Source organism: Bacteroidales bacterium (assembly GCA_013141385.1).
Taxonomy (GTDB): domain Bacteria; phylum Bacteroidota; class Bacteroidia; order Bacteroidales; family Tenuifilaceae; genus UBA8529.
Genome location: JABFRB010000019.1, coordinates 350,650 through 368,544, shown reverse-complemented (window position 1 = coordinate 368,544; position 17,895 = coordinate 350,650). Strand labels below are relative to the sequence as shown.

Sequence of the window (17,895 nt, the reverse complement as noted above, 5' to 3'; positions counted from 1 at the left end):
AGATTAATCGCTTAAGATAATGATTTCCAGGGTTTTAAACAAATATTTCTGATGTTATTTTATTGATTTTCAAATATTTAACTAAATTATTAGTAAAGTAGTTTCAACCCTTAATTCGCATTAACAATTTATTCCATCCGGCAACTGCAAATTGATAGGAATGTCCTTTGATAATTGTGTCCCTTGCTTTTTCTCTCATAAGTCCTAGCGAGTCATAATTTTTATAGGCTTCTACCATCCATTTTACTATATCCTCCTTGGTGTTATTGTGCAGAAATCCGTTAACTCCATGTTCAACCACATCGGCAATATCACCAACAGGAGGAACAACAACAATAAGCTCACAGGCCATTGATTCGAGCATTGCACAAGGGATGCCTTCGGATAATGAAGACATTACTAACACTTTAGAATTCAACAGGTATTCCAACACATTGTTCGTTTTTATTACGGACACGTATTGGGTTAAATTATTCTTCTTGATTAACTCTTTAAGATTCTTTTCCAATTGACCAAAGCCTATAAAACATAAAGAAGCATCAATACCCATTTTTCGAATTTCGGTGAATGCTTCAAGTATTAGGTTTGGTCTTTTGTTATCATCAAACTCTCCAATAAAAAGAAAATCAAACCACTTTTCTTGAGCAAATGGTAGAAATACTTCTGTATTTATTGTGCTATGTAGCGGTACAAGATTATTATACCCATTAATTCTCCATCTTTTCGCTGTATTTGCGCCAGGGACTGTTATATAAGTTGCTCTGTTTAATATTTTCTTTATAAAGAAATTAAATAATGAATTACTAAAATAATTCAGAGTTTCTTCATTAATCTCAGCAAAAATAAAGGGTTTACCTGTTATTAATGATGCAACGTAGCCATTAAAACCATGTGGAAATATATTATAGCTGACTATTACATTTGCCCCTTTTTTTCTGATTAACCACGCACCATAAAGCGCTGTGAATAGCCAATAAAACAATCGAATACGAAGAATCTTAGGTAGTGCAATGCACTCTACCTTTTCGTTATTCACCTCAAGGGGTGTTTTTCGCAGAACATAAACCCGCTCAACTAAAGGAGAATTGCTTAATGGTATAATTTTATAATTTATTTGGCTAGGTTTTAGCCGGGCAAATACAAATACGGTGAACTTTTTTTCCATTTTATTCGTGTGATTTTAACCACAAAGGGCAAAACGGATGCTCAAAGAGCGCAAAGAATTTATTTTAAATACTGATTTGTTATATATCCAATCCAAAATTCTAGCGATTGAACTCTGCTCATTAGGTTCTTATTAACCCCATTTTCAACTTTATCATAAGGGTACTGAAGATACTTTTCAAAAGAATCTGGATAGGCTGATTGGTGTAATTGATCGAATAGCTTTGAGGTATGCTCTGAAAAACCGGATTCCTTCTCAAGAGCACCTTTTGAAAAACGTTTTTTAGTGTAAGCCAAAATCTTTCCAAAGGGATTTGTTACATCATCCATTGAATAACCCCTATCGGTATTATATTTAGCAAGTGTTTTATGATTTTTTTTAACAAGGCTTGCGTAAAGCATTGCAATCAACTCTTTGTCCTTTATCCTATTCTCGTTAAATGGATGATATATACCGCAATAAATGGTTTTAGAGAACGCAGTAATAAAATCGAAATCAAGAAACGGGGAAAAGCTATTGGTGTAATCGTTGTAGCTATTCACCTCGTAACCAAAAAAACGGTTAGCAATCCGAGTCAATTTCAGGTGATTATACTTTTTACTCCTATTGTTATAGCACGACATCTCATCCTCTAAACCCTGTAAGCGGCAATTCCACTCATCAATTAGATCGAAACTATTCGTATTAGTCAAAAACTGATCTTGAAATAGTTGATGGGGGAAATGAGGTCTTTCCTTAAAATCGGATTGAATATAGTTAATCAATGCCTCTGATTGAACCTCACTGGGTTTTAGCGCTGCGAACTTAAGCATTTCGTCTCCGAAATTTCCCGAAAGAATAAGGTTCGAAATACCCAATAATTTTGGCATTACATAAAGATAAGGGGCTCGACGATAGCCCCTAACACCATTTGAAAGTATTATTGTACTACTTGCTGAATCGGGGAAATAGTTACCGATGTAAGTTTGATCAAGCAGAAATGGTTTATACCTAAAACCTTCTGATTGCGCAATGGTTTGAGGGATTACAATATCGGGAGAGTTTGTTGTACCATAGGAAAACGTATGAGTTCGTTCGCTAAATTTTCCTAACGCGTACGAAAGTACAAGCCTACCATCCCAACCTCCTGTAAGGGTAATCGCTACATCGCCTTGGTGATTAGCGAACGCTTTGCTGATTGCGACTTCAAGCGCTTGGTTAATAATCTCAAAACCCTCTTTCCTTGGTAACGGCTTCTCAACAATCAACTCTCTGGGGCTCCAGTAAATAGTTTTATTTTCACCATCTGGTTTTAACTGATGGACAGTCGCTGCAGATAACGTATTAATATTCTTAATAAGCGAATGATTCGAAAGTTGATAGTTAAATAGAAATTGTTCGGCACACGAAACAGCATCAAAACCAATGCTAGCCATTAATCCAGATGCAAGGATGCTCTCAATTTTTGAAGCAAAAATGAATTCCTCGCCCGAATCATAGATAAACATTGGAAGAAATCCTATTCTATCGTTTACCAGAATTGCAAGACCTTGCTTTTGATCAAAAAGAAAAATATTAAACCACCCGGTTAAATGCTTTACAAAATCAATGGAGTATTTAGCGTATAGGTATGGAATATACTGATTTTGCGAAGAAAATTCAACTTCTCTATTTTCGCCTTGAACTAATGTTTTTGCTGAGTCGTTTACATAAACCAACCCCTCAATAACCCCGTAAACTGATAACTCTGGATTATGAATAATCCCTGGTTCATTCCCATGGGTTATCGGAAAACTTTTCCCAATCCAAAATGAGTCCTGTACCAATCGATCCGAGGATTGGTTTGAATTAGCAGGCAACCTGGATAACATTCGTTCAAAAGCAGCATTGAGCCGACCCTCTTCGACCTTACTTTTCTTTTGAATTATTCCACAAATGCCGGCCATAAAATGAGAACTATTTAATTATTTCAACATATTTATATTTACCGTTAGATGATGGTAAAAGTTTTGTTGTGTACTCAATACTATAAGAAACATCATATCTCTTTAATAATTCATCAATTTTTTGTTTCAATAATGAATCATCAACACTTCCATTTACCTCAAAAATAATTCTTAGTAATTTTCCATCCCATACCACTCTATGCTTTGAAATAAAAGGAAACTCCCGAAATAGAGTCCCCCCAAAAATGTTAATCGGATGAAATCGCATACCATTGGTTAATGTTATTATATCTGCACTTCTACCTATAAGTTTTTTGAAATATGAAAACTGATACTTTGAGTTTGTTTCTGGAATATAAATGTTATCGATTAAATCTCCTACTTTATATCTAATCATAGGCATTGCATAGTTATCTAAATCAGTAACCAGAATATCCTTCATACCCTCCAAGCCCGAATCAACCGCTTCAACAATTACGTGTGGTTCAAAAATATAATACCGATTATCACCAATTGGGCGAGAAGCAATGCCCATTACCTCTCCAGATCCATAAAAGTCGCCTGTAGGAGCAAAAGTCGCTTCAATAATATCTCGTTGATAATCTTCAAGGTTTTCTGCTGTAGTAAGTACTTGCTTTAAGCCTTTTATTGAAAGGTTATTTTGTTTGAAATGATTCGCTAAAGTATATATTGCACTTGGGTAACCTTCAATTGATTTCGGTTTAAATCGAATGATTTTTTCGGCAATTTCTGAAATGTTATTTTCGTTGAGGTGAGTAGAGGGAATATTTAGCTGATTCATTAGTCTTGTTTTCAACTTCGAAACGATACTATTCCAACGTTCAATTGAAGATGCATTTCCCCAGATATGAATATTTTTCTGTCCTGGTTTCCAACCGGACATTAACCATAGCGCATAATTTGCAGCCCCACCAGCACTTATCGATTGGGTATCGTGATAATAATTTATTGGTATTCCAGTTGTCCCGCTTGAACTCCCCCCGTGCAGATCTTTTGTTTTATAATTTTGGGCTATTAGGTCTTTATTTTTTTGGCGTATTATTACCCTGTCTAAAATGGGAAGTTTTTTTAACTCTTCTGTGCTATTTATCTCTTGAGGAATAATATTATGATTAACCATCCAATTCCTATAGTATGGAACATTTAAGCAGGAATGATTAATAAGACTTTTTAGCCTTTTATTTTGATAGCTAACAACCTGATCTCTGCTCCAATTTAATGTAGAACAATAGAATTTGTATTGATCAGATATGTTAGAGCCTTTTGCTAAATCTATCAGCTTTAGTTTAAACATAATTTTGATTGATGAAAATTAACGCCTGTTTAATCTAACTCATGACCCTTCATTTTTTCAGAAAGCTGAGCCATAGTTAAAACCACAACCCTGTTTTCATCCACATGCTTTTTTATATATTCAAGTACAAAAGGAAATACATTTTCGATATACCAACTATCCATCGAAGGATGAAACCATAAATGGGCAACCATTTTGTGTTTTGAGGCTTTTGAAACAAATGAATTGGCCATTCGAATATATCTTTCTGCCGACCAATTCAGATTTGATCTGTCAAGGTTATAGCTGCTGGGTATTTGAACCAAACCATCATTATTAATAAAAGGAATGTCTATATGGTAATTTGTTGCCTTTCGATAGCTGGTAAACCCAAGTTCTTTTAATGTTGAATAGTTTCCATTCGTTCCCCCAGGAAAAACCATGCTTTTAAGTTGAATACCTTTTTTATTTGCATGCTCAATACACGCCTTTAACTCCGCATCAAATAGATCGGGCGGGCAGTTTTTATCCGTACAGTCAATGTGAGAAAAGGTGTGACATCCTATTTCATGACCAACTGATGATTGCATGATTTGATCTATTAGATCTGGAGCATACCATGCTGGTGATTCGATATAATTTGTACAAGGATCGTGCTCATACCAATCTCCACAGCAAAAACTCCAGTTACTGTTTTCAAAAAACGAATGACGAGGCATCATAGGATGTGCATTTGAACCTTGCTCTTTGCTGCATGAATCGAGAAATAGATGTCCAACCGTAGCCCAAGTAATTGGAATTTGATATTTCTCGAAAAGAGTTAACAATTTAGGAACATTCTCCCTCTCCCTTAAACCCAATTGCTCAGCAATACTTCCTTTGGTTTTGGAATACCTAAAAGCCCAAGCCATCTCAAAATCAGCAGATATAACAATTATCCCTTTGCTAAATGGTGATTTAACCCTTCGATTTACAGTGGGTTTAATTTTCAAGTAATAGAGCAAAACTGTGAGTATGCCATGCCATTGGGTTGGAAATATCTTGCGAATAAAAGTATAGAGTTTCCTCATTTAATAACTCCCTCAATAATCTTGTAATAATTGGACATCATCCTCTCAATCGAAAAATTACTTGCCGCTTTATGCTTTGAGTTTTCGGCCAATAGTTCTCTTTCAAGGTTATTGCAAATCTGATTCATAATCAGACTAGCAAGCTGTTTCGCATTTTGAAATTCAAATAACCTTCCGACATTATTATCTACTATCTCTCTTGTCCCTCCAGTATCGGATGCTATAATTGGCAAACCAACAGCCATCGCCTCCAGAATAGCATTACTACAACCCTCCCCACGTGATGAATGAATAAAGATATCTGATGCGTAAAGAATGTCTTTTATATCCGATCGATTTCCAGGAAAAGTAACATTTTGAGATAAATTATGGATTTGTACTAATCCCTCAATATGTCTCCTCTCAGGACCTTCACCAATAGCAATATAATGAAACGGTATTCCCTTTGACTTGATAATGCTTAATGCTTTTAATACTGTGTCATAATCCTTATAAGGAACTAGATTTGCAACACTTGCCAGCAGAACAACATCTTCTTCAATTTCGAATACTCCTCGAATAAGGGCAGATTGCGTTTGGGGTTCGCAAAAAAAACTGTCATCTATACCGTTATAAAGCACCGCACCCCGATAGATACCATTTGCCTTTAAACCAGCGAAAGAATTTGCTACAATATTTTTGGAGAGATGCAATACTAACAGACGCCAAATTTGATGCAGTTTGAAACGAACAATACCATGCCTAATGCTTCCATTGATATGATTAACGCTAGATGTAAGGGATAAAAAAACACCAAAAGTTGCTTCAACTCCACCCCATGACCAAATTATATCCGCCTTATTCTCTTTAACAATTCCCCTAATTTCCTTAACCCTTTTAATAAAATTCTTCGAAGAAAGGTATATAACATCTTCAGACATTCCATACTCATCAACATAAGAGTTTTGGGTACGATTAAAGCAAATTATTTTGGTTGAAAACTTACTCTTATCGGAGTATTTATGGATTGTTGCTAGCTGACGCTCACGACCGCCTCTGGTTAATGATGAAACAATATGTATTACTCTTGTTTTAATATACGTTATTGCGTCTTATAAAATTTAACATGTCTTAGCGTGTCAATTTTTGAGGTATATCATCTATATATTTAACCAATTATCTGTAAAACACATCTTTTATAGATAATTACGGTTACTCTTCTTTACATAGATAAACGATATCCCTAATAAAATTAACAAATTAGCAATCTGATAAATAATATTTGTCTCTACTAATCCATTTACTAATAATCCAACATAAATGAAAATTGCTTTTAAAGAATAATACACTACTTTACTTATAATAACCGACAGAATAATAGAAAAATAAATATTAAATCGTTTTGTTAACAAGATATTTAAAAAAGCAACATTCAAAAGCAAATCGATTGTAACTAATGGTAATTTAAAGAGAGAGGGGTGACCTGCAAAAATAAAAGAAAACAGAGGCAGCAAAATTGCTAGAAAATAAGAATTTTTATTTTTACTAAATATCAAATAAGAAATTACCAACAATCTCATGGGTTCAAATATATAAAAAGGAAATCCTGTTAAATGTGAAACAGTTGGGACAAATAGTATAACGATAATTGAAATAAAATCAAAAATCACTATTTGTAAATGGTTGTGTTTTTTTACAAGAGTTAACATAAACAAACTAGTCATTAAATTTCAGTAATTAAATCTTCCACCATAAGATATTGAAGGTTTTGTTTACCCTCATGCCAGATCAATTTATTATCCCAATAACCCATGCAATCATCGTATGCCTCAACTGCAAAACCGTAACTCATTTCCGTAACAACAGGATTATTCTGTTTATCAAAAAGAAAATCTAGAGCAAGTAATCTTGTTTCTAATTTACTTGCAATATCAAAAGACAACTTAATAGCCCTAGTATCAATCTGTTCTGGATCATAATCTAAAAAGCCACTACCAGACGCTCTAAAATCATTTTTGCGATTATATCGCCTAATTCCGAAACATCGATTTCCGAGAACAATTATTCGGGTGTCAAAATCATTATTCGGAAGAAATTCTTGAAACATAACATAACCAATCTCCCGATGAATGATTTTTTCATCAAATTTTGGAATAAAGAGTCGGTAAGTGCTTTTGATAACATTAATAAAAGATCTTTTGTTTTTATACCTAAATAGTTTAATTAAACGATCTCTTAAAACTTGAGGCTTATTCGTACTCTTAAAACCTGTTGAATAAGATTTATCTATAAGTCTCTTTGCATTAGTAAAGGATTTAACCAATTGCACATTCTGTGAACCAGCCCCACACCTTAACTTAAAAACAATTGGATACTGAATCTCTTTTGCCCAATTAGTTGCCTCCCTTTTTTCGTAAAATGCGTATGTTTTTGGCATTGGTATATCAAGAGATTCAAACAAATATTTTTGCCCCAACTTGTCATCAAAAAGAAAGGTTGTCCAAAACTCAGGGAAGACTTTAATATTTGTTGCCTTTACCGCAAGCAGAAATTGCCGTGCAAAAAGATAATCCTGATAATACTCATAATTCCAATGCCACATAAGGGCAGAGCATTCCTTTAACTTTTCAATGATATTGGTATCATAACAGTTCACTTTAATAAAAGGAATAGAGTTCCTTGAACAGTACTCTATCCACCTGTTGGTAAAACCAATTTTATTATCATGAATTGCAATAGGTTTCATTTCAATGTTTAGTAAATTTTAAAATTCTTATGTGAAAAAGAATAAACCATCTGAAATAGACAGTTTGATTAAGAATAACCATTTCATGGTTTACTAAGATAATCAACCCACCCTGGAGGAGGTAAGGTTGGTATTGATAATTTTGAAATTTCTTTTATTGTTGTTAATCGTCCATTTAAAATAAGTGAAATCGTTTCCCTTTTTATATTTTGTTCGGCTATTTTAAGAAGTGGTATTTTCTGAATATCAAAACCCATAAGAGTTGCCATACAAATATCCGTCATTGAACTGTTGTTTGTAAAACAAATTACCCCCATTGCTAATGGTTGTGGATTAAGTGGTCCATCTCCCTGTCCTCCAATTATACCATCACAAAGTGAATAAAGTTCTCTTTGTGGCAAACCGGAGATTGTACCATCTTTTTTCCCAAATATTGCTATTTTGTTCAAGTCCATTACCATCCTCCATGTAGTATCATTTCCAAACCACCCAGCAGCTAAATGATGAACATTCTTCGGCAAAGATAACTTCCATGCAATTTTAGATAAATAAACTCCTACCCAATACTTATTTTCTCCTTGATGCCTATTAGCATAATCTAAAAAGAATTCTGAAATACGTCTTAAAATGTTTTTCCCGGGATAGCAGTCTCCTCCAACTCCCGAACCTCCAACCCTGTGATGAGGTAAGAAGTCTTTGTCTCCGTTTAATCCAACCAAATTTTTTAGTGCTCCTGTAATACCTGTTTTTTGATGCGTTTTTATTTTTGGTAAAGATATTACTGTATCTGCATCAAACAATTCGTTTGTAATGCAATATTTGTGCTTTCCAACAGTATGAGACTCTGATAGTCTATCTGGATCGTAATCGGTTACTCTAAAAATATTTTTCGTTGAACTAATTGGTTCTAAGCAACTTTCTTTTCCAAGATCAAATATTGTATAGTTAGTTATTGCGTTCCTTTCTTTTGTAAGATTGTTTTCGAGAGGAATAAAAGTTACTCTCCTGAAATCTTTAATAATAATAGGAATAGAATGGGTTATACTTAATCTTTCTATGCTTTTATAAAAATCCTGACTTATCATTTTTTCCCAATTACAACCTTGTATTGGAGCATCCCCAATAGTGATTTTTAACGGTTTACACTCAAGAATTATTTCAACCAGCGAAAGCAATATGCTATTATGAGTCCTTAAGCAGATTTCGTCATTTTCTTTTCTATTATGCGTTACCCAATTAGGTTTCAGTAAAATCTTTTTCCCTTCGAGGATTTTATGATTATCCAAAACTCCCTTTGAAATTTTTCGAATCTTCTCTTTTAATAAGTTGGGTTGTAGATATAATTCCGACAATAAAGAAATACTTCTTTCTTGTTCTCTTTCAAAAAGTGTTTCAATATTTACAAAACTATTTACAATTGGTATTTCTGACATGTATTTTAATCCGTACAAAAATCTATTATTCTTTTTGTTTGTATTATTGGGTTAAAGTTATCGCTTATCAACATTTGTCCTCTTCGTGCTACTTTCATGGCAAAATCATAATCTTCTAGCACTTCTATTATCTTTGAGGCAAAACTATTTCGATCATCCGTTGTTGTAGCAAAAACATTTACCCTGTCCTTCAAATAAAGATCAAGTTCTCCGGTTAATGTTGTTACTATTGGTCTTCCTGTTGCTAAATACTCAGTAATTTTCGTGGGAAAACCAAAATCACTTTGCAGGGATTTTGGACGACAGGACACTAATAATTTCGCCCCTTTAAGAAAAGCCGGAATATCGCTTGATTGAATACAACCTATATAATGAACCCTCTCTGGCAACTTCAATTTCTTAATAAGTAATATTAACTCCTCTTTTTCTTTAGGTGTTCCATCTCCGGCAATTACCAAGTGAATTTCAGAATATATAGCAGATAATTCTTCAAATGATTCAACTAACGTTAAAACACCGTCCTTTAGCTGATTGAGCGAACCCACATAAGCAATATAATCATATGATCGCGGCACAGAGGTGTTGTAGTTATCTTTTTCGAATCTTTCTTGGTCTACCGTTTGAGGAATAATTAAAATATTTCTATTGGGAATACCTTTCCCTAGAAATAATTTTTTTAATGGGTGTGTCATTACCAAAATACCTGTATAGTATCCATAAAGTTTATTGATAACAAACCATTTCTTAAAAGAATTGAAAATATTGACACCCCTAAAATAGATTTCTGGGTTTTCGCTTTCTTCTTTATAGATTTTTATATTAAAACGTCTAGAGATTAGTATTGAAGACAACTCCACAACAACGCTATTTCCATAAAAGATTATAAAAAAAATCTCTCCTTTCTTCAAGGTCTTATAAAGCAACCTAAGGGAGGCCCATTTAGCATAAAAATCGTTCTTCCTTCTCCCCAAAAAAGAAGCAACCCTTTTTGTTGTTCCTCCCGGATAAGTGTATTTTATACCATTAAATGTGCCTTTCACAAATAAATTTGTAGAATTATAATATGGCTCAGTCGGTCTAATACAGAAAACCTCTGGTTGATAACCATGATATAAAAAACCTTTACAATAGGATAATATTCTATTCGTTCCGGCTAATCCATTTGGAAATGGGCAGGTTGTTATGATAATAATTTTATTTGGATTAATCAACGTTATGAGTTATCTGGTTTTGAAAATCCCGAAAGAACCATTATATTAAGTTATATATAAAAACTATTTCTTTGTTAAATAACATTTACATTGTATTAAACTTATGTGTTAATTGGCACCCTCACGGTACTCAAAGCAGAAGCCGTAAGATTCACTTTAGCATCTAAACCAATTATAAAAAACATTATAAATGATGCATGAAAATTAAATGCCTGGCTAGATAAACCTAGTTGTATGATAATAAAAAAGATTAAGGATAAACTTCGGGGTAAACCATATAATAAAGTTAATTTTCTAATTCCTTTATAGTAAACAAATAAATAAAAAACTCCGAAAATAATACCATACTGGGCAAATATTCCCATAGCACCAAATTCAAAATACACGCCTTCACCAACAGGTCTGTTTGCTTCAATAATTCCTTTGCCAATAAAATGATTTTGTTTAATCACATCTAAAGCCATTAGGAATGAATAAAATCGACCCTGACCTTTTTCTTTTGTCTGAATTGCATCAACTTGTGTTAAAAATTGATTATCTATCTTTTCTTGAAGAAAATTAGCTGAACGATATGTCTTTATTGTTAGTGTAATCATTAATATAAAAATGAAGTATTTCAGAAGCGGATGCAATCTAGATTTTGGAATGGCATAAGCAAAAAAGATTGCTAGTAAAACATAACCCGTTGTTGAAAAAGTGGTTAATAAAATTATTGTTAGTACTATATTTTTTCTGTCAAGAGTATTTCTTGTAAAGAATGTATTAATAATAATTGCCAACATTAAGTAAATTGAATAGGCACCGGGTTCATGAAATATACCTGAATTTCTTAATAGAATAAAACCTGATTCCCGAGGCATTGAGTAAAACAAAATTGACCGTGGCCAATCTGTAATGCCATATTGAAACATAAATTCCATGGCTCCTGTGATCAATGTATTAACAGATGGAATAAGTGATTGCAAAAGATAGATCGGGAATGTAATTATGGAGGAATAGTATATAATATCAAATAAACATTTAAAATATCTTAATCCCAGAAGGCGGTATAAAATATACGGCGTAAGGAATAACAGTAAAGGTTTATATAATCCTGCTGGAGTTATTCCACCAAATAAAGCAAATTGAATTATTATCAAAAAATAAACAGCAATTAAGATCTGAAAAAATCTTTTGCTGTTTTTCAATTTTCCTTTATAAATAGCGTATGCCCATACAAACAACATAAAAATAAAGGGTACATACACGTTTATCAAAGAAAAGAAAGGATTTGCAGTAATAGTCAAAAGGGTAAGAACTAAAACGTAATCAATAAATTTAATTTTTTCATTAATCAATAATTGAGGCATCTTGGAAAAAAGCGTTTTAATAAAAAGATTAATTGACCATTATAATTAATAGATCTGTTAAATCCTCGGATATAATTTGTGGCGAATCAAATTAAAATACACATCTATTAAGTTTGCTCTAAAAACATTCGTATTACTCAGTTCAAATATGTTTTTATAAGCTCTTTGCCCCATTTCATTTCTTTCTTTGTTGTGCTGATACAACCAATATATTTTCTCTGCTAACCCAACATAATCTCTTGGCGGGACAATAAAACCAGTTTTTTCATTTTTAATAAAGAACTCCGATGTTCCTGTTGCAACAATTGGTTTTTTCATTGCCATAAATTCAATTACATCCCTACCCCATGGATCTCCAGTATAGGAGGGTCTTACAGCCACATCAAAAGAATTAACAACTTCAAGTACATTTTTTCTGTTACTTAAGAAAATCACCTCATTTAAAATTTTTTCCCTTTTTAATAGTTTATAAACTTGATAATTAAAGGTATTCCTAAGTAATATTTTTCTTAAAATGTGTTTGATTATATTGGGTTTCACATTAACACTTCCTCCCAAAACAACAAATTTGATATCCTCAAAATTGTTTTTATTTTGCTTTAAATATGCAAGTGCTTTAAGGAAATCGAGAACCCCTTTGTTCCTCTGAAAACTGCCCATCATGCCAACGACAAAGGTGTTTTCGTTAATTCCAAGTTTTTTTCTTATCTTCTTTCCATTGTTACCAATATGAGTAAGTTCATTAAAATCAAAAGTGTTAGGTATTACATGTAAATTTGTATGTGCTTTAAAAACTCTCGCTTCTGTGTCGCTTATACAAATTAATGCATCTGAATTATTCTCGATTGAATCAATTATGTACCTCTGTTTTTGGTGTATTCCATTCCAATCGACCCACTCCCGAATATGGGTAACGATTTTAATGTTAGTAGTACTTCTGAGTATTTTATATATTGGAGCAAAAACAGAATTATTAATGTGTAAAATATCAATCTCTAATTTATTTAGTTCTTCAGCAAAAATCTTAATGTTTAAGAGATCCTGATTGTTTTCTTTGCGTTTTTGTACATTCTCTTTTATTGTTTGAGTTTGTGCGCTAACAGCTTCTGGGAGGTTAACAATTTTTACAAACTCAACATATTCTTCAAACTCCGCTTTCATCTCTTCTGAAGAGATTTGAGTTACAAAAAGATAACTCTCTATATTTTGACCCTGCAAAGACTTTATAAGCAACAAGAGACTTTTAGCTCCCCCACCGTATGCTATTTGGTTACCTAAAAACGCAATCTTTACTTTTCTTTGAAAACTATTATTCATACTACTTTTGGCTGTGCCTCATTATGCGGATAATCTTCCAAATAGATTCCTTGGTTTTTTTATAGGTTTTAAATTCATCATGCTCTCTTCTGGGTTCCATCATTATTTTGTTAAACTCCTCTCTTGACAATTCCATCTTTTTGCAGAAATATTCAATTGCCTCTCCTTTTTTTGAATCTTCAAGAATTGGTTTATTCAATTCCTCAAGTGCTTTTTCGCGAGTTATTTGATTAGCGCAAATCAAACTAGCTAAGTGTGCTCTTCTCTTATCAATACCAAATTTATTGGGCAATATATATGTTTGGTAGAATTTTGTAATAAACGATTCGTGGTGCTTAGCCCCATAGTCCTGCCAATCCATCTCTTTAATTAAGATTGTTTTTGCCGCATCCTTATCATACTCCATAAGAGAAAGTGGCATTAGGTATTTACCATGCCCCTTACCATAGAAAAAATAGTTCCAGAATGAAAGAAATGGGAATGTTTTTATTTTTCTACCAGAACCATATTTTCTGTAAATATCAATAATATTCCCACTATCAATTTTATTGGGATAAAACCAACTTACTGGTAAAATTGATTCCGTTTGATAATTTGAGCCTATTAAAAAATATTCTATTCTTTCCCTTTTTGCAATTTTTTTTATTGCGACAACAATCGCATGGTCAGATAACATCTCAAGATCAACGACAGAAGCAAAAAGAAATGATTTCTGCAAATCTTTAAATTCCTCCCAGTTAATCACATGGGTATAAAGATCAATATTAAGCTTGTTAACCAAGTTGTGTATGTTAGATACTGCCAACTCTGAATTCCATCCATTATCAACATGCACAGCCAGAGGCCGAATACCATAATCCCTAACAAGTTTGTATGCTAGATAAGAACTATCTACCCCTCCGCTTAATCCAATTATACAATCGTATTTTCTGTTAAAACCCTCCTTCTTAACTGTTCTAATTATTTCATTAAGCTTTTCTTGATTTTTAGTCTTCTCGCTATAGTTTTCTTTTAGATGTTGCAATACGTTGGTACAATGATTACAACAACCATTCTCATCAAAAACAATGTCAGGATCACTTGTATCCATAACACATCTGGAACATATCTTATATTCTCTCATTTTAACAACTTTTCTAATTCCTCATATTTCGGGTAACTTATCAGCACTGCCCGATTCACTCCCTGAAAAACAAACATACTCCCAGCCGAAACAGCAGAAGCACCTGCCTTTATTGCACTATAAAAGTCTTGAACATTTCCTGCTCCGCCACATGCCACAACAGGGATCGATACGTTTTCACTTACATATTTAATAAGTCCAAGATCATAGCCTTTCATCATACCATCATTTTCAATAGAATTTATTAAAATTTCCCCTGCACCAATCGCAACTGTTTTTTTAAGAAATGTAATCAACTCTGTTTTTTGCTTAACCTTGCCACCATTGGTATACATATATTGTTTACCCCAAAAGTCTTTATTAACATCAATGGCAACAACAATGCTTTGATTCCCGAATGTTATCGAGGCCTGTCTTAATAAATCAGGATTGGTGTGTGCAGATGTGTTAAGAATCACTTTTTCAACGCCTAGCATAAATAGGTTTTCAATCTGTTCTAGTTTATTTATCCCTCCTCCGTAGCCTATTGGCATAAATGCTTCGGAAACAATCTCTTTAATTTTACTGTAGTTCGGTTCCTTTTTTTCGTTAGTTGCAGTTATATCTAAAAGGATTAACTCATCGACCTCTTTTTCATTAAATATTTTAACTGCATTAATGGGGTCGCCAATATAAACAGGTTTCTTAAACTTGGTGGTTTTAACTAGACCCCCATTGCTTATTAATAATACAGGAATTACGCGATTTCTTAACATACTAAACGACCTAGTTCGTTTATTTCAATTAATTTTTGTTACCCGAATCAAATCTTCATTTTTATTTACTCCAAAATAATTTGAATCATCATCACTGAAATAATCTGAATTTCTTGCTATTTGTAATAAAAATCCGGCATCTTGTAGGTCTTTAAAAAAAACATTTTCACTAAGAACTCTACAATGATCATTATTGCCATAAAAAAACAACCTTAAATCATCTGAATTTATATTGGGATCTTCAAAATTATTACTAAGCAATTTGCTGTAAGGTGTTTGTAAGATTGCAATTCCATTAATATTTAAAACTCTATGTATTTCACTTATTGCATCTTTATAATTGTTGATATGCTCCAGAACATGACAACAAATAATGACATCGAATGTATTATTATCGAAAGGTATTCTTGTGGCGTCAATTTTTTTTATTTTTGGGTCATTGGAAAAAAGATCGGCTTTTATATATTCCCTTGGATTAAGTTTTTCAATCTTCTCTGAAAGTTTAAATTCTTGAGGTGCAAAATGTAGAATTTTATTATTCCTGAATTTTTCCCAGATATTTAACTTGTCAAAAAACATAAATAAATGTCTTTGCCGGTCATCAACACCACAAAAATCACAGCCGAAATTTTCTACATCACTTCCAACAAGGTTTAATTTTAATATTAAATCAGAAAGCCCTAATAATCCGTTTTGATATTTTGAGAAATGGAAAAAGGTTTCTCCACAAATATAGCATTTGTGGGTTTTACCTAGTCCATTAATTCTTAAGGTATATTTACTAATAGTGTGTGTTTTAATAAACCAGTAAAGATTTTTGCTAAAACTAAAAAGATTTTCCCCCAACAATCTTTTTAATAGTGTCTTTATGCTCATAGAATAATGCCTTTTCTTAATATCGTTGATTATTTGAAGATACGATCTTAAAGATTGATGAAGTTTTTTAAAAGTTGCATTCCAAATTTATGGCTCTTTTCTGGATGAAACTGTACACCCATTATATTATTATGTGCAAACGAAGAATGAAAATCAAATCCGTATGAAGTTGTTGATAAAACATCGTTTATATCATTACACATTACATAGTATGAATGAACAAAATAAAATCGAGGGGTTTCATTCATTCCAAATAACAGTGGCGATTCTTTGGAAATATTGATTAAATTCCAACCCATGTGTGGTACTTTATATAAGATATTATTGGAAAATTTAAACTTTTTAACCTCTGCATTTATTAGACCAATTCCTTTTTCATTACCTTCTTCACTATTTTTACACATTAGTTGCATTCCAAGACAAATACCAAGAATAGGTGTTTTATCTACTAATGCTTTCTTCTTAATAATATCCAATAAACCAAGACTAATAATATTCTGCATGGCTTTATCAAAATGTCCAACCCCTGGCAAGATGATTTTTGAGGCAGATTCGATTTTTAATAAATCAGATGTAATCTCGCTACTAAACCCAACCCGTTTTATCATATTAGTAATGGAACCAAGGTTGCCCATACCGTAATTTATGATAGTTATCATTTTTTATGAAATAATCTTTATTAACATACGATGGTACGTAAATTAAATTCAATATCTAACGTCTAAAACTGAAACGAAAATAAATAATATGCTTTTAGCAAAATTTTTCAAAAATTTAAGGCTGAAAATATCCCGATAATTTAGATATCTGAATGCAAGTAAATATTTTATTGCAAAAAAGTTATACCTCATTCTTTCCTTGTAACTACTACTTAATTTTGATAAAGTAATGAATAAACCGACAAAGGTAAACAATTGATTATCCAAAAATCTTTTCCCTTTACAAACCTGCAGTAATCCCTTGTAAGTGTTTATTGCCTGTAATCCTCTGGTTTTTTCATCCCTTAAAGACCAAATTCCCCCCTGATGAATCCTGTAACATGCCATCAACTCGTTTGAATATTTTGATCTGTATCCAAAGCTCAAGAGATATGCATATAAAACATTGTCGTCCAAATATTTAAGCACTGTTAGGCCTTTTTGTGTTTTTTGATTCCATCTAAAAACCATAGAACAGATTTTACATGCAACTCCTCCCAATAAATAATCACTTAATTCGGATTCGAACTTTATGTTTTGTTTAGAATCAAAAAAAGGATGTTGTTCATTTCCCTCTTTATTAACAATCATCACGTTATGATGATGGACTATGAAGTCGGGATTAGATTCTAGAAAATTAACTTGTTTTTGTAGTTTATTTGGGTCAATCCAATAATCGTCTCCTTCGCACAGAGCAATATATTGGCCAGAACACGCCATAAGCGTTCTAATAAAATTCTGTATTGCTCCTAAGTTTTTTTCAGAATTTAATAATTTTATCTTATCTGGATATCTTTGGGAATATTCTTGACAAACTTGCCTGGTCTTATCCGTGGAAAAATCTTCACCGATAATTATTTCTATATTAAAAGTCGCATTTTGCATAATTACACCTTCAATAGCCTTACCTATATAAGACTCATGATTGTAGGAAATTATACAAACGCTCACTAG

Annotated in this window: 16 protein-coding genes; all 16 read right to left on the bottom strand. The window is 32.6% G+C overall.

What is annotated here, in order from left to right:
• Positions 1–103: 103 nt before the first annotated feature.
• Complete coding sequence (locus tag HOO91_12460) at positions 104–1,165, bottom strand: glycosyltransferase (protein NOU18360.1); 1,062 nt, start codon at positions 1,163–1,165, stop codon at positions 104–106.
• Between the two features lie 59 nt (positions 1,166–1,224).
• On the bottom strand, positions 1,225–3,090 hold the full coding sequence (locus tag HOO91_12455; GenBank protein ID NOU18359.1) for a hypothetical protein: 1,866 nt from the start codon (positions 3,088–3,090) through the stop codon (positions 1,225–1,227).
• 10 nt (positions 3,091–3,100) lie between these two features.
• Positions 3,101–4,405 (bottom strand): phenylacetate--CoA ligase family protein, encoded by a 1,305-nt coding sequence (locus HOO91_12450; GenBank protein NOU18358.1) that lies wholly within the window; start codon positions 4,403–4,405, stop codon positions 3,101–3,103.
• A 29-nt stretch (positions 4,406–4,434) separates the two neighbouring features.
• Positions 4,435–5,454 (bottom strand): polysaccharide deacetylase family protein, encoded by a 1,020-nt coding sequence (locus HOO91_12445; protein ID NOU18357.1) that lies wholly within the window; start codon positions 5,452–5,454, stop codon positions 4,435–4,437.
• Complete coding sequence (locus HOO91_12440; GenBank protein NOU18356.1) at positions 5,451–6,374, bottom strand: glycosyltransferase; 924 nt, start codon at positions 6,372–6,374, stop codon at positions 5,451–5,453. The genes HOO91_12445 and HOO91_12440 overlap by 4 nt, the downstream gene beginning before the upstream one ends.
• Before the next feature lie 255 nt (positions 6,375–6,629).
• Positions 6,630–7,142 carry a hypothetical protein gene (locus tag HOO91_12435; GenBank protein NOU18355.1) on the bottom strand — a complete coding sequence of 171 codons (513 nt, stop codon included), beginning with the start codon at positions 7,140–7,142 and terminating at the stop codon, positions 6,630–6,632.
• Positions 7,143–7,156: 14 nt separating this feature from the next.
• Complete coding sequence (locus HOO91_12430; protein NOU18354.1) at positions 7,157–8,179, bottom strand: hypothetical protein; 1,023 nt, start codon at positions 8,177–8,179, stop codon at positions 7,157–7,159.
• Positions 8,180–8,262: 83 nt separating this feature from the next.
• On the bottom strand, positions 8,263–9,612 hold the full coding sequence (locus HOO91_12425; GenBank protein ID NOU18353.1) for a DUF362 domain-containing protein: 1,350 nt from the start codon (positions 9,610–9,612) through the stop codon (positions 8,263–8,265).
• A gap of 5 nt (positions 9,613–9,617) precedes the next feature.
• Complete coding sequence (locus tag HOO91_12420; protein ID NOU18352.1) at positions 9,618–10,823, bottom strand: glycosyltransferase; 1,206 nt, start codon at positions 10,821–10,823, stop codon at positions 9,618–9,620.
• A gap of 101 nt (positions 10,824–10,924) precedes the next feature.
• Complete coding sequence (locus tag HOO91_12415; protein ID NOU18351.1) at positions 10,925–11,605, bottom strand: hypothetical protein; 681 nt, start codon at positions 11,603–11,605, stop codon at positions 10,925–10,927.
• 624 nt (positions 11,606–12,229) lie between these two features.
• Positions 12,230–13,489: a glycosyltransferase family 4 protein gene (locus HOO91_12410; GenBank protein NOU18350.1), complete on the bottom strand. Its 1,260-nt coding sequence runs from the start codon at positions 13,487–13,489 to the stop codon at positions 12,230–12,232.
• Position 13,490: 1 nt separating this feature from the next.
• Positions 13,491–14,612 carry an N-acetyl sugar amidotransferase gene (locus HOO91_12405; protein ID NOU18349.1) on the bottom strand — a complete coding sequence of 374 codons (1,122 nt, stop codon included), beginning with the start codon at positions 14,610–14,612 and terminating at the stop codon, positions 13,491–13,493.
• Entirely contained in the window at positions 14,609–15,367 is a 759-nt protein-coding gene (hisF, locus tag HOO91_12400; protein NOU18348.1) for an imidazole glycerol phosphate synthase subunit HisF, read from the bottom strand. Before hisF ends, HOO91_12405 begins: the two co-directional genes overlap by 4 nt.
• Positions 15,368–15,391: 24 nt before the next feature.
• Entirely contained in the window at positions 15,392–16,216 is an 825-nt protein-coding gene (locus tag HOO91_12395) for a methyltransferase domain-containing protein (GenBank protein NOU18347.1), read from the bottom strand.
• 74 nt (positions 16,217–16,290) lie between these two features.
• On the bottom strand, positions 16,291–16,902 hold the full coding sequence (gene hisH, locus HOO91_12390) for an imidazole glycerol phosphate synthase subunit HisH (GenBank protein NOU18346.1): 612 nt from the start codon (positions 16,900–16,902) through the stop codon (positions 16,291–16,293).
• Between the two features lie 48 nt (positions 16,903–16,950).
• Positions 16,951–17,892, bottom strand: a complete 942-nt coding sequence (locus HOO91_12385) for a glycosyltransferase (protein ID NOU18345.1) — start codon at positions 17,890–17,892, stop codon at positions 16,951–16,953.
• Positions 17,893–17,895 lie beyond the last annotated feature (3 nt).